17 protein-coding genes are annotated in these 21,353 nt (G+C 71.7%); 6 read left to right on the forward strand and 11 right to left on the reverse strand.

Annotated elements, in window-relative coordinates; translation table 11 throughout:
* Nucleotides 1–384: 384 nt before the first annotated feature.
* Nucleotides 385–528 (reverse strand): hypothetical protein, encoded by a 144-nt coding sequence (locus QSK18_RS01935; RefSeq protein WP_285616404.1) that lies wholly within the window; start codon nucleotides 526–528, stop codon nucleotides 385–387.
* Between the two features lie 107 nt (nucleotides 529–635).
* The gene (locus QSK18_RS01940; protein ID WP_285616405.1) at nucleotides 636–2,414 is read right to left on the reverse strand and encodes a hypothetical protein; all 1,779 of its coding nucleotides are present in this window, start codon (nucleotides 2,412–2,414) and stop codon (nucleotides 636–638) included.
* A gap of 261 nt (nucleotides 2,415–2,675) precedes the next feature.
* Here QSK18_RS01940 and QSK18_RS01945 point away from each other — a divergent pair, with 261 nt between their 5' ends.
* Nucleotides 2,676–3,794, forward strand: a complete 1,119-nt coding sequence (locus QSK18_RS01945) for a saccharopine dehydrogenase family protein (protein WP_232814381.1) — start codon at nucleotides 2,676–2,678, stop codon at nucleotides 3,792–3,794.
* 25 nt (nucleotides 3,795–3,819) lie between these two features.
* On the opposite strand, the gene QSK18_RS01950 is transcribed toward QSK18_RS01945, so the two are convergent.
* Nucleotides 3,820–5,985 carry an MMPL family transporter gene (locus QSK18_RS01950; protein WP_232814382.1) on the reverse strand — a complete coding sequence of 722 codons (2,166 nt, stop codon included), beginning with the start codon at nucleotides 5,983–5,985 and terminating at the stop codon, nucleotides 3,820–3,822.
* Between the two features lie 415 nt (nucleotides 5,986–6,400).
* Between QSK18_RS01950 and QSK18_RS01955 the strand changes: the two genes are divergently transcribed.
* Nucleotides 6,401–8,542, forward strand: coding sequence for a sensor domain-containing protein (locus tag QSK18_RS01955; RefSeq protein ID WP_232814383.1), 2,142 nt, complete (start codon nucleotides 6,401–6,403; stop codon nucleotides 8,540–8,542).
* 64 nt (nucleotides 8,543–8,606) lie between these two features.
* On the opposite strand, the gene QSK18_RS01960 is transcribed toward QSK18_RS01955, so the two are convergent.
* The 3 genes from QSK18_RS01960 to QSK18_RS01970 all read right to left on the reverse strand — a co-directional run bounded on the left by QSK18_RS01960 (nucleotide 8,607) and on the right by QSK18_RS01970 (nucleotide 12,454).
* Complete coding sequence (locus tag QSK18_RS01960) at nucleotides 8,607–10,721, reverse strand: serine/threonine-protein kinase (RefSeq protein ID WP_232814384.1); 2,115 nt, start codon at nucleotides 10,719–10,721, stop codon at nucleotides 8,607–8,609.
* A gap of 78 nt (nucleotides 10,722–10,799) precedes the next feature.
* The gene (locus QSK18_RS01965) at nucleotides 10,800–11,228 is read right to left on the reverse strand and encodes a CBS domain-containing protein (RefSeq protein ID WP_232814385.1); all 429 of its coding nucleotides are present in this window, start codon (nucleotides 11,226–11,228) and stop codon (nucleotides 10,800–10,802) included.
* A 152-nt stretch (nucleotides 11,229–11,380) separates the two neighbouring features.
* Nucleotides 11,381–12,454, reverse strand: coding sequence for a LacI family DNA-binding transcriptional regulator (locus QSK18_RS01970; RefSeq protein WP_232814386.1), 1,074 nt, complete (start codon nucleotides 12,452–12,454; stop codon nucleotides 11,381–11,383).
* Between the two features lie 354 nt (nucleotides 12,455–12,808).
* On the opposite strand from QSK18_RS01970, the gene QSK18_RS01975 reads away from it, so the two are divergent.
* The gene (locus tag QSK18_RS01975) at nucleotides 12,809–13,882 is read left to right on the forward strand and encodes an ABC transporter ATP-binding protein (RefSeq protein WP_232814387.1); all 1,074 of its coding nucleotides are present in this window, start codon (nucleotides 12,809–12,811) and stop codon (nucleotides 13,880–13,882) included.
* An 81-nt stretch (nucleotides 13,883–13,963) separates the two neighbouring features.
* On the forward strand, nucleotides 13,964–15,223 hold the full coding sequence (locus QSK18_RS01980) for a DUF4032 domain-containing protein (protein WP_232814388.1): 1,260 nt from the start codon (nucleotides 13,964–13,966) through the stop codon (nucleotides 15,221–15,223).
* Between the two features lie 62 nt (nucleotides 15,224–15,285).
* Here QSK18_RS01980 and rlmB read toward each other — a convergent pair whose 3' ends face one another.
* Genes rlmB through ispF form a run of 3 tightly spaced genes read right to left on the reverse strand, consistent with a single transcriptional unit; the run spans nucleotide 15,286 to nucleotide 18,206 of the window.
* Nucleotides 15,286–16,275 (reverse strand): 23S rRNA (guanosine(2251)-2'-O)-methyltransferase RlmB, encoded by a 990-nt coding sequence (rlmB, locus tag QSK18_RS01985; RefSeq protein WP_232814389.1) that lies wholly within the window; start codon nucleotides 16,273–16,275, stop codon nucleotides 15,286–15,288.
* A complete protein-coding gene (gene cysS, locus QSK18_RS01990; protein ID WP_232814390.1) occupies nucleotides 16,265–17,695 on the reverse strand; it encodes a cysteine--tRNA ligase in 1,431 nt (476 codons plus the stop codon). Before cysS ends, rlmB begins: the two co-directional genes overlap by 11 nt.
* Before the next feature lie 22 nt (nucleotides 17,696–17,717).
* The gene (gene ispF, locus QSK18_RS01995) at nucleotides 17,718–18,206 is read right to left on the reverse strand and encodes a 2-C-methyl-D-erythritol 2,4-cyclodiphosphate synthase (protein ID WP_352396452.1); all 489 of its coding nucleotides are present in this window, start codon (nucleotides 18,204–18,206) and stop codon (nucleotides 17,718–17,720) included.
* 103 nt (nucleotides 18,207–18,309) lie between these two features.
* Here ispF and QSK18_RS02000 point away from each other — a divergent pair, with 103 nt between their 5' ends.
* Nucleotides 18,310–19,053 carry an IspD/TarI family cytidylyltransferase gene (locus QSK18_RS02000; RefSeq protein ID WP_285616407.1) on the forward strand — a complete coding sequence of 248 codons (744 nt, stop codon included), beginning with the start codon at nucleotides 18,310–18,312 and terminating at the stop codon, nucleotides 19,051–19,053.
* Nucleotides 19,054–19,060: 7 nt separating this feature from the next.
* Here QSK18_RS02000 and QSK18_RS02005 read toward each other — a convergent pair whose 3' ends face one another.
* Together QSK18_RS02005 and QSK18_RS02010 are read right to left on the reverse strand one after the other, a co-directional pair.
* A complete protein-coding gene (locus QSK18_RS02005; RefSeq protein ID WP_285616408.1) occupies nucleotides 19,061–19,531 on the reverse strand; it encodes a glycosyltransferase family protein in 471 nt (156 codons plus the stop codon).
* 311 nt (nucleotides 19,532–19,842) lie between these two features.
* Nucleotides 19,843–20,325 carry a CarD family transcriptional regulator gene (locus QSK18_RS02010; RefSeq protein WP_231438205.1) on the reverse strand — a complete coding sequence of 161 codons (483 nt, stop codon included), beginning with the start codon at nucleotides 20,323–20,325 and terminating at the stop codon, nucleotides 19,843–19,845.
* Nucleotides 20,326–20,648: 323 nt separating this feature from the next.
* On the opposite strand from QSK18_RS02010, the gene QSK18_RS02015 reads away from it, so the two are divergent.
* Nucleotides 20,649–21,329 carry a hypothetical protein gene (locus QSK18_RS02015; RefSeq protein ID WP_285616409.1) on the forward strand — a complete coding sequence of 227 codons (681 nt, stop codon included), beginning with the start codon at nucleotides 20,649–20,651 and terminating at the stop codon, nucleotides 21,327–21,329.
* Nucleotides 21,330–21,353 lie beyond the last annotated feature (24 nt).

Consider the following 21,353-nt stretch of genomic DNA (forward strand, 5'->3'; position numbering starts at 1 on the left):
GTTCGGCTTCGGCCGGTTGCGGCTTCACCGGCGCAGGGGCTGCTGGTTGTGGCTGCTTAGGTTCCAGGCTCGGGCGGGGTTTGGAGGGGGGCTCGACCGGCTCATGCTCCGGGTGCCCAGCAGGGTCCGACTGTTCGACCCACCTCGCTCCCTCACCCAGGTCCGACTCTCCGGCCGGCCCAACCCCCGCTGGCCCCGCCCCAGCGGCAAGTTCCGCTCCCTCCCCCAGCCCCGGCTCCCCAGGCCCCGCCCCTTCAGCAGGCCCCGCCCCTTCAGCAGGCCCCGCCCCTTCAGCAGGCCCCGCCCCTTCAGCAGGCCCCGCCCCTTCAGCAGGCCCCGCCCCTTCAGCAGGCCCCGCCCCTTCAGCAGGCCCCGCTCCCTTATCTAGACCCGTTTCTGCAGCAGGCCCCACCCCCACGACAGGCCCCGAACCAGCAGCAAGCCCCACTCCCTCACCCAGACCCGGTTCTCCAGCAGGCCCGGCCCCAGCAGCAGGCTCCGAACCAGCAGCAGACCCCGCCCCCTCACCAGCGCCGAGGTCCTCGGCGGGCTCGGGTTGCCTGGCCTGGGGTTCGGCCCGCCGGTGACCGCGCCCGGTCTCCACCTCTTCGGGTTGCTGCGCCGTGGTCACCAGTCTAGGCCTCCTCGATCAGGGCGGTCAGCTGATCCGCGATGTGCTCGGAGTTGGCGTCGGTGCTGCGGCAGCGCTCCCGGGCCCATTCCGGCTGCCCGCCGCAACCCGCTCCGATCACCACCACTTGGAGCTTCTTGCGGGCCGCGGCCGGAATGGGCGCTTCCTGCAGCGCATTCCGGCCATCGGTCAGAAGTATCAGCGCCCCTGAGGAAGGTTCACCGAGCACTTCGGCCAGCCCTGTCTCTCCCCCGGGCCGTACGTCCGGCAGCCTCAGCCTGGGCACCCCGGCCCCGGCCGTCTTCACCGTGCGGGCGGCCGAGGCGCCGGCGCCGGTGCGGGCCAGGATCACCGTGAGCTGGTCTTCCGCGTCGAGCGGCTTGGTCGATGCCCACTGCAGCAGTCCGTCCCGGGCCGCTGTGCCCGGGCTGGTGGCTCCGTCGCCGGCCACTCCCATGCTCTGCGACATGTCGAGCAGAACGGTTACCTCAAGCGGTTTCTCGGCGGGGGCGAGCACTGCGGCACGTGCCGCCACATCGGCCGGCTGGGCGGTGGAGGCGACCAGGCCGATCCGGTTGCGCGCCTCGGTGCGCTGCAGCCAGGACAGGAAGGCGTGGGCCGACTTCGCGCTGGTGCGACGGCCTTCCGGGTTGGTCGGGATCGCCAGCACCTCGGCGCCGATGATGTTGCCCTGCGCGTCTTCCAGCCCCAGCTCGTCGCGGCCGGAAGCTGCGCACGCCGAGTCCAGCCCGGCCGGGAGAACCACGCCCAGGCAGGCCTGTTCGTCGCCGAGGTCTACCCGCCGGCGTTCGATGCGCTGATCGGCAGCAGCGTGCAGCACGGCCGAGGCGACCGGGTCGAGCGGGGTGACGTCACGCACGTGCAGGTCGATCCGGCGCTCGGCGAGCTCGGCCAACGGGACGGCGGTGCGGGTGCGGTAGTCGCTCTCGTCCAGGTAGATCACGGCTGGCACCTGTCCGACCAGGTGCCAGCCGGCCGGTGGCGTGACCCCGACGGCCAGGTCGGCCCACACCCCGGACAGGCCCTGCAGCACCGCCGGGTCGGCCGTGATCACCCCGGCGACAGGCGTCTGAGCCGTGCGCAGGGCCGCGTGCGGGTCGCTGCCGAGGGCCGCGAACTCCACCGCCCCGGCGCACTCCTGGGCACTGCCCAGCCGGGAGCGGTTGGCCGCGAAGACCTGCTGCACGGCCGGCAGCAGCGCCTGGTCCACCTCGATCCGCGCCGTGCCGCACCCGTCCGGCCCGCGCCCCGGCAACGGCATCACGTCCCAGGCCGCAGCGGTGATGCTGAGCAGCACCACCGGCAGGGCGATGCAGCGGAACAGGTACTCGGCGCCCCGGCTCGGCCAACGCAGCACGACTCCCGGCCAGAAAAGGATCAGCGGCAACAGGATCACTACGACCCCGAGCGCGTCGTACAGGTCGATGCCCGGGCGGCGCAGCACCGCGATCCCGATGGCCGGCAGCACCACGACCTCCACTGCGGTCAGCCAGCCCCCGACCCGGCGGTACCACTCACCGGTGCGCGGACTGGGCACGCGCACCGACGGCATCGGATCGATGATCATCAGCAGCACGGTGACCGGCAGACCCACCGCCGCGACCACCGCACTGATCACGTCGGCCACCTTGGCGCCTTCGTCGAGGCCGCCGAAGGCCAGCGAGATGCCGAGGCTGAGCAGCGCACTCCCGCTGATCGTGAACCCGAGGGCCACGAGCATCTTCTGCCGACGCTCGGACAACCTTGGCCGCTGCTCGGACATCAATGTCTTCCGGGTGGATTTCCAGGGTATTTTCCGGAGCATAACCGAAGCCCGACTTGTCGGGATTGCGGATGGCCGGAAATTCTTCCTGCGGCATTCTTGGACGCTTGTCCGAAACTCGCGCAGATACCGTTCGATCTGCCCCACCTGCCACGAAAGCCCGTTTCGCGGCTATGAGTTCCCTCACCCGGCCGGGCGAACCCTGGCAGAACGATCGGTTTCGGCTGGTGTCCAAACCGCGTGGCTGTCTAGTTTCGCCCTGTGACAAATGCAGCGCGCACCGTTCTCCTCGGCGCCGGCGGGTATCTGGGCCGGGTGACTGCCCGGGCGCTGGTGGAACGCGGCCTGGACCCGATCCTCGCCGGGCGCGACGGCAACGAGCTCGCGGTGCTGGCCGACGAGCTGGGCGGCCTGGACTTCCGGGTCGCCGACGCTGCCGATCCGGGGTCGCTGACCGCGCTGATCCACCCGGGCGACGTGGTGATCAGCGCGATCGCCCCGTTCCGGACGGCCGGTGAGGGGGTGGTGCGGGCCGCCGTGACCCGCCGGGCCCACTACCTCGACACCGCCCTCGAGCCGCCGTTCATCCAGCTCGTGCTCCAGAAGTGGGGCCGTCCGGCCCGCGAGGCCGGGGTGGTGGTGATGCCCTCGGTCGGCTTCAGCTTCAGCCCCGGCAGTATCGCCGGGGCCGCCGCCCTGCAGGAGGCCGGGCCGCAGGCCACCCGGGTGCAGATCGGCTACTTCGTGGTCGGCGACTTCGGGCAGTCCTCGTTCAGCGCAGGCGTTCTCGACTCGGTCACCGGCTCCCTGTTCGAGCCCGGCCTGGTGCGCCGCGGCGGGGTGATCGAGTCCGAGATGCCGGGCCGGCGCGAGCGCACGTACCTGATCGACGGCGTGGAGCGGACGGCCACCAGCATCGGCGGCCCCGAGCACTTCACCCTGGCCCAGTTCCAGCCCCGGCTGCAGGACGTGGACGTCTTCATCGGCTGGCTGCGCCCCGACCCGAACGGCCGCTCCCTGCTGCCGAAGTCGGCCACCAGCACGTCCCGGCTCTCGATCGGGCGGGCGCTGACCAAGATGAAGCACCGGCAGATGCTGCGCGAGGCCGGTGAGGGACCGGACGCGGCCGGCCGCAGCGCGATGGTGAGCATGGTGGTGGCCGAGGCCCAGGACGCCTCGGGCGAAACCCTCTCCCGGGTCACGCTGACCGGCCCGAACCCCTACGACCTGACCGCCCGCCTGCTGGCCCACCACGCCGCCGCGGTGCCCAACTGCGAGCCCACCGTGTCCGGGGCGATCGGGCCGGTCAGCGCCTTCGGGCTGAACGCCGCGATCGACGCCGCCCGGCAGGCCGGGCTGGAACGCATCGACCAGGCCTAGGTTTTCGCCCCGGAAGCCGGGAACGTCACCCGACCCGCACCGGACGGCGTTCGCCCTCACCCTCGTCCTCAGGTGTGCTCCTGACCGGTTCGGGACGCAACGGTGACGGCTCGACCAGCAGCGGCCGGGCCAGCCAGGCCGGCAACCACCAGTTGTACTTGCCGAACAGCGAGACCAGGGCGGGCACCAGCAGCATGCGCACCAGCGTGGCGTCGAGCAGGATGCCCACCCCGAGCGCGGTGGCCACCACCTTGATCGGGGTGTCCGGGGTGGCGGCCAGCGCCGCGAACGAGAAGAACAGGATCAGCGCGGCCGAGGTGATCAGCCGCCCGGTGCGGCCCAGGCCCTCCTCGATGGCCCGGTCGGTGGAGCCGGTGCGGTCGTACTCCTCGCGCATCCGGGCCAGCAGGAACACCTCGTAGTCCATCGAGAGACCGAACAGGAAGGCGAAGATCAGGACCGGCAGCCAGAACTCCATCGCCCCGGTGGCACTCACCCCGAAGATTGCCTCGGAACCGTTGCCCTCCTGCCAGAACCAGGTGGCCAGCCCGAACACCGCGGCCAGGCTGAGCAGGTTCAGCAGCACCGCCTTCAGCGGCAGCAGCACCGACCGGAAGGTGCGCACCAGCAGCACGAAGGTGATCAGCGCGATCAGGGCCAGTACGTAGGGGAAACGGTCGAAAACGGCGGCCTGGTAGTCCTGTACGGTCGGGCCCGCCCCGGCCAGCCCTTCGTAGCCGGGCAGGCCGGCCAGCTCGGCGCGCACGTCGTCGGCGATCGCCACCGAGGTGTTGTCCACCGTCTCCTCGTCGGGCACCACCAGGACTGCAGTCAGACCGGCCGGGGAAGGCTCCAGCGGCACGGCCATCCTTACCCCGTCGACCTTTTCGGCAGCGGAGACGATCGCGGGGACGTCGTTCGACGATGCGACCGCCGCGGTGATCGGGGACAGCACACCGCTGCCCACCCCACCCTGCTCCAGCGTGACCAGCTTTTCGTGACCCGGCCCGGAGTCGGACAGCGCGTCCGAGTCGGTCAGGCCGAACTGCAGCCCGAAGACCGGGACGATGGCCAATGCGAGCGCGGCGGTGCCCACACCGGCCGCCACCCAGCGGTGCCGCACCACCCCACGGGCCCACGCCGACCAGCCGGCCGAGGCGTGGTTCTCCTTGCGGATGCGCGGCCAGTCCACCCGTGGCCCGACCAGACTGAGCAGGGCCGGCAGCAGGGTGAGGACCACCAGGGTGCTCATCAACGGGATCAGCATGCCGCCGAAGCCCATGCTGCGCAGCAGCGGGACCGGCACCACGACCAGCGCGATCAGGCTGATCGCGACGGTGACCCCGGAGGCCAGGACGGCGTGCCCGGCAGTACGGACGGCGGTGATCACCGCCTCCTCGTTGTCCGAGCCGTGGGCCCGTTCCTCCCGCCAGCGCGAGACCACCAGCAGCGAGTAGTCGATCGCCACGCCCAGGCCGATCAGCGCGACCAGGAACTGGACCACGAACGACACGTCGGTGACCTCGGTCAGCCCGAGCACCACCAGGAAGGTGGACAGGATCGCCACCGCGGCGACCAGCAGCGGCACCAGCGCCAGGAACGAGGCGAAGACGAACAGCAGCACGATCAGCGCGCCGAACCCGCCGATCAGGGTCTCGGCCAGGACGCTCGGGCCCTCGGTGTCCTCGGCCGAGTCCAGCGCCAGCTGGCCGTACCCGGTGAGCCCGACCTGCAGGCCGGACTCCTGACCGGCCTGCCGCAGCGTCTGCTCCAGCTGCTCGGCCACCGGGTCCTCGAAGCCCTCGGCCGAGGGTCGCAGCAGCAGGCTGAAGGTGCTGCGGCCGTCGTCGGTGAGGAAGCGCTCGTCCCCGGTCCCGCCGTAGCCCACGATTTCGGCGCCCGGCAGCTGCGCGAGGGCAGCATCGATCGCCGCCACCTCGTCGCGATGCTCGGCGATGCTCTCCCCCTCCGGCGCGGTGTAGACCGGCACGTCGGTCATGTCGCCGGTCATGCCGTACGCCTCTTTGAGCTCCAGAGAGGTTTCCCACCCCTCCTGCCCGGGCAGGGAGAAGTCGTAACTCAGCCGGTCCGGAACGGCCGAGGAGGCGAACACCCCGGCGAGGAGGGCGGCCGACCAGAAGCCGACCACCCACCAGCGGTGTCTGACGACGAACGTGGCAATGCTCTTCATGACCCCTCCGAGTTCCCCTGCTCGGCAGGTGTGACATCGGGCCGGTGCTGCACCCGACCGTCCCCCTGGCCCCGACGACTCCCGAGTATGAGCAGCCCCACACCGGCCCGGATCGGGGAACTCCCTGAACCTGCCCCTAGGTCCAGTCCTGGAGACGATCAGGGAACCCGGACAAGAGCCCCCTACCGGCGCCCGCCGGAGCAACCACCGCCAGACGGAAGCACGCGCCGCACGCGACTTTTGGGGACACCTGTCGATGCCCGGGTGAAAGCCGGACGAGACAGACATCGAAAAGTGTCATCTCCGGCGGCATCCTGCCCGTGTCGGCACCGGGACAGGGGGTAGGGGTTCATACACTGCGGGTGATGAATGCCGTGTCTCGTTGGCGAGCGCGCGGGACACGATGAGGAGAGTCATGCCGCGAGGAGAAGTACGCCGGGCCCGGCGCGTCCGGCACGACCGGGCCGGGGTGTCGGTCGCCGAGTCGCAGGCCCGGCACCGCGTCCTGCTCAGTGCCCTTCCGGACGGCGTCCTGCTGCAGGACGCCGACGGCACCGTGCTGCTGGCCAACCCCCGGGCCGGGCACCTGCTCGGGCTGCCCCTGCCGACGCCCGAGCTGTCCCGGCCGAACGTGCCGGTGCCCCGGCGGGCCGGCGAGACCGGCCCGATCGACCTCTCCCGGGCCCGCCCGGCCCTGGTCGCAGGGGTGGACCGGATCAGCGCGGCGGCCCTGCGGACCGGCCAGATGCAGAGCGGTTTCACCGATCCGGTGCTCGTCGACGGCCAGTCCCGGCTGCTCCAGGTCACCTCGATCCCGCTGCTCGGCGACGACGGCCTGGCCCGGGCGGTGGCCACCTCGATCAGCCCGGCCGAGGACCCGGCCCCCGCCCCCGACACCCCGCCGCACCCGGCCGGGGGCGAGGACATCTTCCGCCGGACCATGCAGCACAGCCCGATCGGGATCGCGGTGACCGCGCTGAACGGGCGCTTCCTGCGGGTCAACCGCACGCTGTGCCGGATGCTCGGCTTCCGCGCCGACGAACTGCAGGCCCGCACGCTGAGCGACGTGGTGCACCCCAAGGACGTGGACGTGCTGCGCGCCCGGCTGGCCGGCCTGGTCAGCGGGGACGCCGACACCCTGCGCCTGGAGCGGCGTTTCGTCGGGCACGGCGGCATGCACCTGTGGGGCACGCTGGTGGTCACCCCGATCCGCGACTCCGCCTCGCACCCGGTGCAACTGGTGGTGCAGGTGGAGGACCGCAGCGACCTGTACCAGGCGCAGGGCCTGATGACCCACATGACGCTGCACGACCGGCTCACCGGCCTGCCCAGCCGCCCGCTGGTGCTCGACCGGATCCAGAAGGCCCTGGACCGCACCCGGCGCAGCGGCCTGCGGGTCGCCGTACTGCAGTGCGACGTGGACCATTTCCGGGTGGTCAACGACAACGCGGGCTACGAGGACGGTGACGAGGTGCTGGCCGAGATCGGCCGCCGGGTGGCTGGGGCGCTGCGGGCCGGGGACACCGCCGGCCGGCTCGGCGGCGACGAGTTCGTGGTGGTCTGCGACGACGTCACCGACGAGGAGGAGGCCGGGGCGGTCGCCGACCGGGTGCGGGCCGCAGTCAACGAACCGCTCATCCTGGGCGGCCGCACGCTGCGGCCCACGGTCAGCGTCGGGATCGCCCTGTCCGGTGATCCGGCCGGCGATCCGCTGCTGCTGCTGCGGGATGCGGAAATGGCCACGTACCAGGCGAAGAGCCGGGGCCGCGACCGCTGGGACACGGTGGACACCTCGCAACGGCGGGCCGCCGCCGAGCGGCTGGACCTGGAGCACGAGCTGCGGGCGGCGATCGTCGACGACGAGCTGGAGCTGCACTTCCAGCCGATCGTCGGGCTCAGCGGGCGGCGGGTGATCGGCCGGGAGGCCCTGGTGCGCTGGCGGCACCCGGCCCGTGGGCTGATGCCGCCGATCACCTTCCTGCCGGTGGCCGAGGAGTCCGGGCTGATCGTCGACCTGGGCGCCTGGGTGCTGCGCGCCGCGGTCCGGGCCGCCGCCTCCAGCCCGGACCCGGGCTACGTGGCGGTGAACGTCTCGCCGAACCAGATGATCCGGCCCGGCCTGTCCGACCAGGTGGAGCAGATCCTGCGGGAGTCCGGGCTGCCGCCGGGGAAACTCGTGCTCGAGCTGACCGAGTCGGTGATGCTGAGCGCCGCCCCGGCCGCCCGGCAGGAGATCGAGCGGCTGCACGCCCTGGGCGTGCGGATCGTGGTGGACGACTTCGGCACCGGCTTCTCGGCCCTGTCCTACCTGCGTGACCTTCCGGTCTCCGGGATCAAGGTGGACCGCAGCTTCACCTCCGGGCTGGGCGAGGACCCGCAGTGCGACCGGATCGTCGAGGCCCTGATCGGCCTGGGCAACGGCCTGGGCATCGACGTGATCGTCGAGGGGGTGGAGACCGAGCAGCAGAGCGCGCTGCTGGCCGGGATCGGGGTGCAGCACGCCCAGGGCTACCTGTTCGGCCGGCCCAGCCCGAAGTACGAGCTGCAGCCCGCCTGACGCTTCGCGAACAACGAAAAAGCCCACCAGAGGACGTTTCTGGTGGGCTTTTCCGGTTCAGGCTCTAGCCGGTGAGCTGCTGGACGATCGTGCTGCCCTCGAGCGGGCCCCAGTCGGGGTCGTAGCCGGGGTCGCGCAGGATCATGACGCAGGACAGCAGGAGCAGGACCAGCACGGCCCAGCCGAGGATCCGGATCTGCGGGCCGCTGGTGATCGACGAGACCACCTTCTCGGTGCCCCGCCGCACCGGGCCGCCGCCGGGCCCCCACCAGGCGGTGAGCACCAGCGCCAGCATGCCCAGGGCCAGCGGGATCGGCCGGCCCGGGTTGGCCGCCGAGGGCGCGCCCCCGGTCTGCGCCGCGGCTGCGATGAAGGCCACGCTGACACCGATCAGCAGCGGCAGCAGCAGCGCGAACACCGTGGACATGACCGCGCCGAGAATGCGCCAGGGCAGGGACAACACGGTGACCATGCCGTCGCTGGGCCGGGGGCCGTGCACGTCGCGCCGCTGCATCAGGGCGGTGTTCGTGCGGTCGACCACGCGGGCGGCGACCATGCCGACCCCCACCACCAGCACCGCACCGTAGGGCGCGACCGCCGCCATCCCGGCCAGCGCGAGCAGCAGGCCGAACAGGAACAGCGGCATCGAGCCCAGCGGCAGGCGCTCGAGAACGTTCTCGCGGTGCTCGTTCTCGTCGTAGTGCGACTGCGGGCGGTCCGGATCGTCACCGATCGGGCGGCCCTTGGCCAGCACCGGTGCCGAGCCCCGGCGGAAGTCGTCGGAGCGGGCCGGCTGCTGGCCCGGCCGGGCCTCGAAACCGTTGGCGGGACCCGGCTGACCGGGCTGGTGCTGGTAACCGTGCCCGGGGGGCTGGTACTGCTGCTGGTTCTGGCCGTTCTGGCCGTTCTTGCCAGGCGGGTCGAAGCGCCGGGTGGCCTTCGGCCCGGAGCCGTTGGCCGGCGGGATGACCGACGTGGCCGCGTTGTTGCCGGCCGGGTTGTACGGCGGGATCACCGACGTGGGGTCGTTGTTGCCGCCGTTGGCGGGCGGGATCACCGACGTGGGCGCGTTGGCCCGGCCCGAGGGCGGCGGGATGACGTGCGTGGGCGCGTTCGAGCCGCCCATCGACTCCGGCGGGATCACCGACGTCTTGGCATCGGCGAAGCTCGGCGGCGGGGTGCGCATGGTGGCCACCTCGTCCGGGCTGGGCAGCCGGATCTCGGTGGAGTCGGTCGGCTTGACCTGCTTGCGGATCTCCTCGCCGGGCCCGGGCGTGCGGATCGTCTCCTCGTCGGGGCTCACGTAGGCACCGCCGGTGCCCCAGGCCGGGATCTGCGGCTGCGGGCCCGTGGTGGGCCGCGCCGGGGCCGGGGCGGCCAGGCCGGCGATCAGCTCTTCGGGGTGCGGGCGCACCCGGGGGTCGACCGAGAGCGCGGCGGTGAGCGTGGAGCGCAGCCCCTCGTCCACCCCGTCCAGGTCGGTGGCGCCGCGGCGCACCCGGTCGAGGACGACCTCGATCGGGCCGGTGCCGAACGGCGGGCGGCCGGTGGCGGCGTAGGCCAGGGTGGCGCCCCAGCCCCACCAGTCGGTGGCCGAGCTGACCGGGTCGCCGCCGATGATCTCCGGCGAGAGGTAGCCCGGGGTGCCCATCACCAGGCCGGTGTGGGTGATCCGGGACTCGTCGGCGGCGTGCGCGATACCGAAGTCGATCAGCACCGGCTCGCCGTCGAGCAGCATCACGTTGGCCGGCTTGACGTCGCGGTGGACCACCCCGGCGCTGTGCACGGTGCGCAGCGCGTCGGCCATCACCTTGCCGATCCGGGCCACGTGGCCGCGGGGCAGCGGCCCGTGGTCGCGCACGTGCTTCTCGAGCGTCTTGCCCGGCACGAAGCTGGTGACGATGTAGGGCACGTCACTCTCGACGTCGGCGTCCAGCACGCCGGCCACCCGGGGGTGCCGGACCCGCCGGAGCGTGGCGACCTCACGGGCCAGGCGGCGCCGGGCGTCGGGGTCGCCCGCCACGTGCGGGCGCAGCACCTTGACGGCGACAGCCTTCCCGTTCGGGTCCAGTCCGAGATGGACGACGCCCATCCCGCCTTCGCCCAGGCGCTGGACCAGGCGGTACTGACCTATCCGCCCGGTCTCGCCGGCTGGGCGGGCGGTTGCATCGCGCGGCATAGTGACCACGGTAGGCCAAACGCACGACAAGGCGTAGCCGTTGCACGGAGCTGGGAAACAGCTGCGCCCGGGATGAGATCAGCTCGTGATGTAGGCCTGGAGCTGGTCGCGCTCGCCCTCGAGCTCGTCGATCCGGTGCTTGACCACGTCCCCGATGCTGACGATGCCGACCAGCCGGTCGCCCTCGACCACCGGCACGTGCCGGAAGCGGCCCTTGGTCATCATCCGCATCAGCTCGTCCAGATCGGTCTCCGGCGGGCAGGTGCGCACGTGCTTGCTCATGATCTCGCTGACCGGCTCGCCGAGCAGGTCCGGGCCGAAGCGCTGGAGTCTGCGCACCACGTCCCGCTCACTGACGATGCCGTCGATGCTCTCGCCGTCGGCGGACACCACCAGGGCGCCCACCCCGTTGGTGGCCAGCGAGTCGAGTAGTTCGGTGACGGGCCGGTCGGGGGCGATGGTGACGACCAGGGCGCCCTTGTGCCGGAGAAGATCACTGATCCGCATGCGCAGAACCTCCCGAGGACGGGCTGTCACCCGGGCGCGAGACACGGACGTCAAGCACGCTCCGGACCGCCGGGGGCCGACGCTGCCCGCTCACTCAGGGTAGGTGAGCACTGCCCGAAGGGGAACCCCCGGACGTGTCCGGGATCACACCCTCACTCCGATGGCGGAGCTTCAGCCGGGACAGAACCGGTCGAACCGCGCACCACCAGCTCAGGCCGGAACAGGTACTCGGTGCGGGGAGCGAACGCGCGGTGACCGCCCCGCGCGCCGGCCCGCGCATTGCCGTGGATGTCGTCGAGCAGGGCCCGCACCGCTGCGGCCCCCATCGCCTGCACCGACTGCCGCACGGTGGTCAGCGGCGGATCGGTGAAGGCGATCAGCGGGGAGTCGTCGTACCCGATCACCGACACGTCGGCGGGCACGTCCAGACCCCGGTCGCGCACCGCCCGGATCGCCCCGAGCGCCATCAGGTCGCTGCCGCACACCACCCCGGTGCACCCCGCGTCGATCAGCCGGTGAGCGGCCGCCGCCCCACCCTCGACGCTGAACAGCGAGCACTCGATCAGCTCGTCCACGTCGGTCTGCCCCAGGTGCCGGAGCATGGCCTGCCGGAAACCGTCGATCTTGCGGATCACCGGCACGAACTGGCGCGGGCCGAGGGCCAGCCCGATCCGCCGGTGCCCCTGCGCCACCAGGTGATTCACCGCCAGGTCCATCGAGGTGACGTCGTCGTTGCTGACGAACGGCGCGTCCAGGCCCTCGACGAAGCCGTTGACCAGCACGATCGGAAGGCCCCGCCGGCGCAGGGCGACGTAGCGCCCGGGATCGGCGGAGGTGTCGGCGTGCAGGCCGGAGACGAAGACGATCCCGGCCACCCCGCGCTCGGTGAGCATCTGCGTGTACTCGTCCTCGCGCACCCCGCCGGGAGTCTGCGTGCACAGCACCGGGGTGTAGCCGTGGTGCGCCAGGGCCGACTCGATCACCTGGGCGAAGGCCGGGAAGATCGGGTTGTCCAGCTCGGGCACGATCAGCCCGATCAGGCCGGCCGAGTGCTGCCGCAGCCGCACCGGCCGTTCGTAGCCGAGCACGTCCAGGGCAGTGAGCACCGCCTCGCGGGTGCCCTCGGCCACCCCGGCGCGGTCGTTCAGGACACGACTCACCGTGGCCTCGCTCACTCCCGCCTGGGCGGCGATGTCGGCGAGTCGGGCGCGGGGGGCTGTCGCCATCGGCCGGTCTCCATGCTGGTCCGCTTCGGATTCCAAAGGGACATTCTGGGCGAAAGGCGGGTTCCGCACCTCACGGCCAGGCTTGCCGCGACCTACTGTGTCATCTCCGTCACGCGCGGCGCCTCGCCGATCGAGTGGGATGCAGATGACACCTACTACCCCTATGCGCCGGGGCGGTCCGCGGTCTTAGATGTACTCCGTGGCCGAAGACGCCCCCGCGGCGCCTGGTCATACGTTCCATCCGGGCCTGATGCGGGTCCGGCGACAATCGGCAAGACCCGGCGCCTGCGGCCTCGGGTCGACCCTCCACTCGGATCGTCCGGCACGTTCCTGCCGGTGAAGGGAAGTGGCAAAGTGGCCACCGTCACATTTGATCAGGCAACCCGCGTCTACCCGGGTGCCACCAAGCCGTCCGTGGACAAGCTCGACCTCCACATCGAGGACGGCGAGTTCCTCGTGCTGGTCGGGCCCTCGGGCTGCGGCAAGTCCACCTCGCTGCGCATGCTGGCCGGCCTGGAGGACGTCAACGAGGGACGCATCCTGATCGGCGACCGGGACGTCACCCAGATGCCGCCGAAGGACCGCGACATCGCGATGGTGTTCCAGAGCTACGCGCTCTACCCGCACATGACGGTCGGCGAGAACATGGGCTTCGCGCTCAAGATCGCCGGCGTCGCCAAGTCCGAGATCCAGCAGCGCGTGGCCGAGGCGGCCAAGATCCTCGACCTGACCGAGTACCTCGATCGGAAGCCGAAGGCCCTCTCCGGTGGTCAGCGTCAGCGCGTCGCGATGGGCCGGGCGATCGTCCGCCAGCCCCAGGTGTTCCTGATGGACGAGCCGCTGTCCAACCTGGACGCCAAGCTGCGGGTCCAGACCCGTACCCAGATCGCGTCGCTGCAGCGGCGTCTGGGCGTCACCACGGTCTACGTCACCCACGACCAGACCGAGGCGATGACCATGGGTGACCGGGTCGCGGTGCTGAAGGACGGTCTCCTGCAGCAGGTCGGCTCGCCCCGTGAGCTGTACGATCACCCGAACAACGCGTTCGTGGCCGGCTTCATCGGCTCGCCCGCGATGAACCTGCTCAACCTGCCGGTGACCAACGGCGGCGTGCAGTTCGGCGACGAGGTCTACCGGATCGCCGAGTCGACGCTGAGCGGCACCGGTGGCCGGGTCACGCTGGGCGTCCGCCCGGAGGACCTGTCCCTGGCCGACCACGGTCTGCCGGTCCAGGTCGAGCTGGTCGAGGTCCTCGGCGCCGACGCGTACCTGCACGGCACGCTGAAGAGCGAGGGCACCGACCTTCCGGTGATCGCCCGGGTCGACGGGCGGCGTCCCCCGGAGAAGGGCCAGACGGTCCACCTCAAGGCCAAGGAAGGCCACACGCACCTGTTCAACACCGAGTCGGGCGCTCGCATCGAGGCCTGATCTCGGGCACTGCTCATAGTTGGGGCGTCGTACCTGGCCGGTGCGGCGCCCCGACGCCTGCGGGCGGGGGTCCCCCTTCAGATGACTGCCACCAGAACACTCCAGATCACTTCCGCGGCACCGGATCCGGCCCTGCTGGACCTGCCGTGGGACGTCCCGCTGGAGAACTGGCCGGCCAACCGGCTGGCCACCCTGCCGCGAGGTATCTCGCGGCACATCGTCCGTTTCGTCCAGCTCTCCGGCAACGTGATCGCCGCCAAGGAGATCACCGAGGAGTTCGCCCGGCGCGAGTACGGGCTGCTGCGCCTGCTGCGCCGCCTGGGTCTGCCCGCGGTCGAGCCGCTGGGCATCATCACCGGGCGCACCGACGAGCACGGCGAGGACCTCGACCCGGTGCTGCTCACCCGGCACCTGCAGTTCTCGCTGCCCTACCGCGCGGTGTTCTCGCAGAGCATGGGTCCCGAGCCGGCCATGCGGCTGATCGACGCCCTGGCCGTGCTGATGGTGCGTCTGCACCTGAGCGGCTTCTTCTGGGGCGACGTCTCGCTGTCGAACACCCTGTTCCGGCGGGACGCGGGCGCGTTCGCCGCCTACCTGGTCGACGCCGAGACCGGTGACCTCTACGACAGCCTCTCGCGCGGTCAGCGCGAGCACGACCTCGACCTGGCCCGCACCAACATCGCCGGTGAGCTGATGGACCTGGAGGCCGGCGGCTTCCTCGACGCGGCCCTGGACCCGGTGAAGACCTCGGACGCGTTCATCGAGCGCTACCGCACGCTGTGGGCCGAGCTGACCGCCAAGGAGGCGTTCGGCCGCGGCGACCGCTGGCGGGTGGACGCCCGGATCCGGCGGCTGAACGACCTGGGCTTCGACGTCGGCGAGCTGAACATCAACACCGACGTCACCGGCACCTCGCTGGAGATCCAGCCCAAGGTGGTCGACGCCGGTCACCACCGGCGCCGGCTGCTGCGCCTGACCGGGCTGGACGTGGAGGAGAACCAGGCCCGGCGGCTGCTGAACGACCTGGACACCTATCGCGCCGCCACCGACCGGCAGGGCGTGGACGAGGACGTGATCTCGCACGAGTGGCTGGCCCGCCGGTTCGAGCCGGTGGTGCGCGCGGTGCCGCTCGAGATGCGCGGAAAACTGGCCCCGGCCGAGATCTTCCACGAGGTGCTGGAGCACGGCTGGTACCTGTCCGAGAACAGCGGGCGGGACGCGGGTCTCGACGAGGCGGTCGCCAGCTACATCCGTAACGTGCTGGTGCACCGGCCGGACGAGCAGGCGGTGCTCGGGGTGGACACCCAGGAGATGCCGGTCGTGGTCGATCCCCTCCCCTAGAACCACGAACTGAAACTGGGGACGTCGGTGAGCACCGACGTCCCCAGTTTTCAGTTTGTGGTCTACTCGGCTCGCAGTCGGGAAACCTCGTACAGCGAAACGCCCATCGCCACACTGGCGTTGAGCGACTCGGTGCCGCCGATCATCGGGATCGAGGCGATCGCGTCGCAGTTCTCCCGCACCAGCCGGGAAAGCCCCTTGCCCTCGGCCCCGGCCACCAGAACCAGTGGGCCGGTGGCCAGTTCGAGCCCGGGCAACTGCACGTCGCCGCCGGCGTCGAGGCCGACCACGAAACAGCCTGCGCTCTTGAGCGACTCGATCGCCCGGTTCACGTTCGACACCCGGGCCACCGGGATCCGGGCCGCGGCCCCGGCCGACGTCTTCCACGCGGTGGCCGTCATCCCGGCCGCCCGGCGCTCGGGCACGATCACCCCGTGACCACCGAAGGCGGCCACCGAGCGCACCACGGCGCCGAGGTTGCGCGGATCGGTGACCCCGTCGAGAACCACCAGCAGAGGCGGCCTTCCGCTGTCGGCCGCGAGCTCGAGCAGGTCGTCCGGGTGGGCGTACTCGTACGGCGGGACCTGCAGCGCGATGCCCTGGTGGACGGCGCCGTTGGTGAGCCGGTCGAGGTCGGTGCGGGAGGCCTCGAGCAGCGGAAGACCGGCCTCGGTGGCGGTTTTCAGCGCCTCCCGGACCCGTTCGTCGCTGTCGATCCGGGCCGCCACGTAGAGCGCCTTGGCCGGCACCCCGGCACGCAGCGCCTCGACCACCGGGTTGCGCCCGGCCACCATCTCGGCGGTGTTCGCCGAGGAACGCTTCTGCGGCGACCGGTTACCGCCCCCGGTGGAGGGGCGGCTGCTACCGGTACCGCTGTTCTTCTCTGCGGCCCGGGCCCGGCGGGCGGCCGGGTGGTGCTCGCGATCGGTCGCCTTGGGCGTGGGGCCCTTGCCCTCCAGGCGCTTACGGGACTGCCCGCCGGATCCGACGGTCGCGCCCTTCTTCGATCCGGGCCTGCGAGTGGCCCCCCTGCGCGACGAATTACCCGGCACTGCCGGCCTCCAGACTCCAGCGGGCGCCTTGCGGCGTGTCCTCGACGACCACCCCGGCTGCACTCAGCCGGTCGCGAATGGCATCCGCAGTGGTGAAATCTCTTTCTTTGCGCGCGGTCGCGCGGGCGTCCAGCTCGGCCCGCACCAGCACGTCCAGCGCCTTCGACTCCTGGCTGCCGGCGGTGCCCGCGCTCTTCCAGCGCTCGTCCAGCGGGTTCAGGCCGAGCACATCGGTCATCCCCAGGACCTCGGCCCCGAGCTGCTTCAGGCGCTCGGCGTCGCCGTCGGCCAGGGCCTTGTTGCCCTCCCGCACGGTGTCGTGCAGGACCGCCACGGCCGCGGGCACGCCCAGGTCGTCGTCCATCGCCGCGGTGAAGGCCGCCGGCACCTGCAACCCGACCGGGAAGTCAGGTCCGAGCTTCTCCGTCGCCCGCTGCACGAAGTTCTCGATCCGCTCGTAGGCCGCGGTGGCGTCGGCCAGCGACTCCGGGCTGATCTCGATGTTCGAGCGGTAGTGCGGGGTGGCCAGGACGTAGCGCAGCACCACCGGGCGGACCTGCTCGGTGAGCGCCGCGATGGTCATGGTGTTGCCCAGCGACTTGCTCATCTTCTCGCCGGCCATGGTGACCCAGGCGTTGTGCAGCCAGAACCGGGCGAACGGGTCACCGGCCGCGCGGGACTGGGCCAGCTCGTTCTCGTGGTGCGGGAAGCGCAGGTCCAGCCCGCCGCCGTGGATGTCGAACTCGGCCCCCAGGTAGCGGGTGGCCATCGCCGAGCACTCCAGGTGCCAGCCCGGCCGGCCCCGGCCCCAGGGCGTGGGCCAGGACGCGGTGGCCGGCTCGGAGGGCTTGGCGCTCTTCCACAGGGCGAAGTCCCGCGGGTCGCGCTTGCGGGCGTTGGGGTCGGCGTCGGCCGCCGCCTCCATGTCGTCGACCTTCTGCCGGGTGAGCGCGCCGTACTCGGGGAACGAGCGCACGTCGAAGTAGACGTCGCCCGAGCCGTCGGCCGCCGGGTAGGCGTGCCCGGCCTCGATCAGCCGCTGGATCAGCTCGACCATCTCGATGACGTGACCGGTGGCCCGCGGCTCGACCGTCGGCCGCAGGATGTTCAGCGAGTCGTAGGCGGCGGTGAACTCCTGCTCGTACAGGAACGCGTGCGCCCACCACTCCCGGCCGGCCTCGGCGGCCTTGGCCAGGATCTTGTCCTCGATGTCGGTGACGTTGCGGACGTAGGTGACCTCGAGCCCCTGGAACTCCAGCCAGCGCCGCAGCACGTCGAAGTTGACCTGGGCCCGGACGTGCCCGAGGTGGGGCGAACTCTGCGGGGTGGGACCACAGACGTAGATACCCGCCTTGCCGGGGACGATCGGGACGAAGTCCCGTACCTGCCGGGTAGCCGAGTCGAACAGTCTGAGGTTCACCGGTCAAGGCTACCCGGCCTGCTCAGCCCCGGCTGACGAGCGGGACCACCAGGGCGGTGGCGATCGCCGCCACGCCCTCACCCCGGCCGGTCAGGCCGAGTCCGTCGGTGGTGGTGGCCGAGACCGTCACCGGCGCCCCGCAGGCCGCGGACAGCACCGCCTGGGCCTCGTCGCGGCGCGGGCCGAGCTTGGGCCGGTTGCCGACCACCTGCACCGCCACGTTGCCGATCAGCCAGCCCGCCTCCCCCAGCCGCCGGGCCGTCTCGGCCAGCAGCGTGGTCCCGGCCGCCCCGGCCCACTCCGGCTGCGCGGTGCCGAACTGCGAGCCCAGGTCGCCCAGCCCGGCCGCGGACAGCAGCGCGTCGCAGACCGCGTGGGCCGCTACGTCGGCGTCCGAGTGCCCGTCCAGGGCCCGCTCCCCCGGCCATTCCAGACCGGCCAGCCAGAGCACCCGGTCCGAGTCCGGGGATGCGTAACCGTGCACGTCGACGCCCAGCCCGGTGCGCGGCAGACCGCCGGCCGGGGTGTTCGGCCCGGTCCCCGCGGGGCCGAACCGGTCGTTGGCTGAAGGTTCACTCACGGGCGCAAGTGTGGACCATCTAGAATCGAGAACCGTGACCGAGCCGGTAACCGCCCTTCCCACCGGGCCCGTGTGCCCTCCCGGCGCCGCGGCGTTCGTGGTGCTGGCCGGTGGCAGCGGTACCCGGGTGGGTGCCGGCCAGAACAAGGTCTACCTGCCGCTCGGCGGCCGCCCGGTGGTGTCCTGGGCCCTGTCCTGGGCCGACGCGGTACCCGAGGTGGGCCGCGTGGTCCTGGTGATCCGCCCGCAGGACGAGGCGCTGGCCCGCGAGGCGGTGGCCGCCGCCGGCATCCGTCTGCCGGTCGAGATCATCCACGGCGGCGTCACCCGGCACGCCTCCGAGCAGAACGCGCTCGACCACCTGTCCTGGCCGATCTGCGCGGGCTCCCTGCAGGTCGTCGCCATCCACGACGGCGCTCGCCCGCTGGCCGGGCCCGAGCTCCTGCGCACCGTCATCCAGGCCGCCGCGGCCAACGGGGGCGCGGTTCCCACCCTGCCCGAGGCCGAGGCCTGGGCGGTCGACGAGGCGGGCCGGCTCAGCCCGCCGGCCCAGGGCGAGACGCTGCACCGGGTGCAGACGCCGCAGGCCTTCCGGGCCACCCCGCTGCTCGAGGCCTACGCCCAGGCGCTGCGCGACGGCACCGAGGGCACCGACACGTCGGCCGCCCTGGAGGGCCGGCCCGGCGTGCAGGTGGTTGCCGTACCCGGCAGCCAGGAGAACCTGAAGGTCACCTTCGCCGAAGACATGTCGCGCGCCGAGGCGCTGCTCCCGCGCTGACCGGCCTTCAGCTCGCGGCGGCCACCACGGTGGCGCCCGCCGCGGTCAGCGCCGCCAGGATCTCGCCGGCCGACTCCACCTGAGGTTCCTGGAACAGCGCCTGCCGCAGCACCCCCAGCCGGGCCGCGATGGGCACGGTGACGAACCGGTGGTACTCACGGTCGGCCGTGCCCGCCAGCGCCCCGCCCGGCCCCACCCGCTTCAGGGTGTCGGTGACCGGCCGCACGCTGGTGACCACCAGCCCGCCCTCCGGCTCCTCCACGCCCACCGCCCGCAGGGTCTGCAGCACCGCCGCGACCCGGGCCGACTGCCCGGCGGCGGACAGCGGCGGGTCGAGCACGACGGCGAAGGCCTCGTCCGGCTCAGGGCAGGTGGCCAGCTCCCGCAGGGCGTGGACGGCGATCACGTCCGGGAGGTCGGTGAGGGGGGCGGCCGGAACCTGACCGGCCCGGATCAGGGCGACAAATGCCGTGGACATCGGAACTGCACCTCGACTGGAGAAGGAGAATTCGGCGCCCGGATCACGAATCCGCGATCTGCGGGCGGTTTCGGGGACTATTCACCCGGACGGGTGTGCCGGGCCCGAGAAGATCTTCGGAACATTGCGCCACCGGCCGCCGTCTGATCTTCGGAATGACAAAAGAAAAACCGGCGTCCTCTTCGAAGACCGGACCTGATTCGCCGGGGAACCCGGTGATCCGATTTTCGGCGAGGACGCCGGTTCAATGCATTACGTGGATCTTCCGGACCGGTGCGGTCCGGTGGACGCCGGGTGCGGCGGCCGGTGGATCAGGACGCCAGGACCTCGTTGAGCAGGGCCTCGGCCTTGTCCTCGTTGGTGTGCTCGGCCAGCGCCAGCTCCGACACCAGGATCTGCCGGGCCTTGGCCAGCATGCGCTTCTCACCTGCGGAAAGACCGCGGTCCTGGTCGCGGCGCCAGAGGTCGCGGACGACCTCTGCAACCCGGACGACGTCGCCGGAGGCGAGCTTCTCCAGGTTGGCCTTGTACCGGCGGGACCAGTTGGTGGGCTCCTCGGCGTAGGGGGCGCGGAGCACCTCGAACACCCGGTCGAGGCCTTCCTGGCCCACGACGTCCCGGACACCGACGAGGTCGACATTCATCGCCGGCACCTCGATGGTCAGATCTCCCTGAGCAACCTTCAGGACGAGGTACTGACGTTCCTCACCCTTGATAGTACGGGTCTTGATCTCCTCGATGAGCGCCGCCCCGTGATGGGGGTAAACGACAGTCTCGCCGACCGTGAAAGCCATGTGTAAGTATCCCCTTTCCCAGCCAACAGACTACCACGTCCTGCTTGGCAGCGACTAGCGGATCTTCAGTATTTTCGCAGGTCAGAGGCGTAACCAGGATACGCCCGGAGAAAAAGATGCGACACTGCGCGGTTTCGGGCGATCACGGTCCGTGTTCGCCCGGCCGATGCAAGGACCTGCGGACCACCGGTGCGGAGGGCTCCGGCCACGCCCGGAAGCAGCCGAAGAAGTATCCGGACGGCATGGCGTGGGGTTGCCTCAGACGGCCCACCGGCGCCCGATAGGCTTCGTCCGCACTTACGAATCCGCAGGAGGCCAGCGCCGTGAAGCGCACCCGTGTTGTCGCCGCCAAGACCGCCCTTGCCGCCGGCGCCGTCGCCCTCGGCCTGACCGGCTGCTCGGTCACGAACCCGGCCACGATCAAGGACCCGTACCCGCCGTCCGACGGCATCAACGCCGATCTGCCCGGCAGCCAGGTGCTGCTGCGGAACCTGATCGTGATCGGCGCCGAGCAGGGCGGGGACGCCGAGCTGATCGGCTCCGTGGTCAACCAGGGAGAGCAGGACGCCCGGGTCAATCTGCAGGCCGCCGTCGGCGAGTCCGGGCAGCCCAGCCAGACCACCGTCGCGGTGGGCGCCGGGCAGACCGTCCAGTTCGGCCCGGGCAGCAACCAGACCCCGGTGTCGATCAGCGGCCTGGCCGTCCCCCCGGGCGACGTGACCGGCATGACCGCCTCCACCGAGAGCGGAGGCCGGGTCGACCTGAACGTTCCGGTGCTGCCCCCGGAGGGCGACTACGCCGACGTCACCCCGGCGGCCACCCCCACGCCCTCGGCCACGCCTACGGCGCAGAAGACGAAGGGCAACGGGGGCAACGGCGGCAACGGCGGCAACGGTGCGGAGTCCAGCGCCGAACCCACCGCCACCGACGGGGAGACCGGCGCGCCGCAGAACCCCGACGCCGACAACCCGGCCGAAGAGGCCGACCAGCAGGACACCAACTGACCTGCCCCGGATCCTCAGAGCAAC

It is taken from the genome of Kineosporia sp. NBRC 101677 (assembly GCF_030269265.1).
Taxonomy (GTDB): Bacteria; Actinomycetota; Actinomycetes; order Actinomycetales; family Kineosporiaceae; genus Kineosporia; species Kineosporia rhizophila.

Coding starts and splice junctions, on each gene's coding strand:
- QSK18_RS01940 (WP_285616405.1), bottom strand. CDS start 2,414: ATGTCCGAGCAGCGGCCAAGGTTGTCCGAGCGTCGGCAGAAGATGCTC.
- QSK18_RS01950 (WP_232814382.1), bottom strand. CDS start 5,985: ATGAAGAGCATTGCCACGTTCGTCGTCAGACACCGCTGGTGGGTGGTC.
- QSK18_RS01955 (WP_232814383.1), top strand. CDS start 6,401: ATGCCGCGAGGAGAAGTACGCCGGGCCCGGCGCGTCCGGCACGACCGG.
- QSK18_RS01960 (WP_232814384.1), bottom strand. CDS start 10,721: ATGCCGCGCGATGCAACCGCCCGCCCAGCCGGCGAGACCGGGCGGATA.
- QSK18_RS01965 (WP_232814385.1), bottom strand. CDS start 11,228: ATGCGGATCAGTGATCTTCTCCGGCACAAGGGCGCCCTGGTCGTCACC.
- QSK18_RS01970 (WP_232814386.1), bottom strand. CDS start 12,454: ATGGCGACAGCCCCCCGCGCCCGACTCGCCGACATCGCCGCCCAGGCG.
- QSK18_RS01980 (WP_232814388.1), top strand. CDS start 13,964: ATGACTGCCACCAGAACACTCCAGATCACTTCCGCGGCACCGGATCCG.
- QSK18_RS02005 (WP_285616408.1), bottom strand. CDS start 19,531: ATGTCCACGGCATTTGTCGCCCTGATCCGGGCCGGTCAGGTTCCGGCC.
- QSK18_RS02010 (WP_231438205.1), bottom strand. CDS start 20,325: ATGGCTTTCACGGTCGGCGAGACTGTCGTTTACCCCCATCACGGGGCG.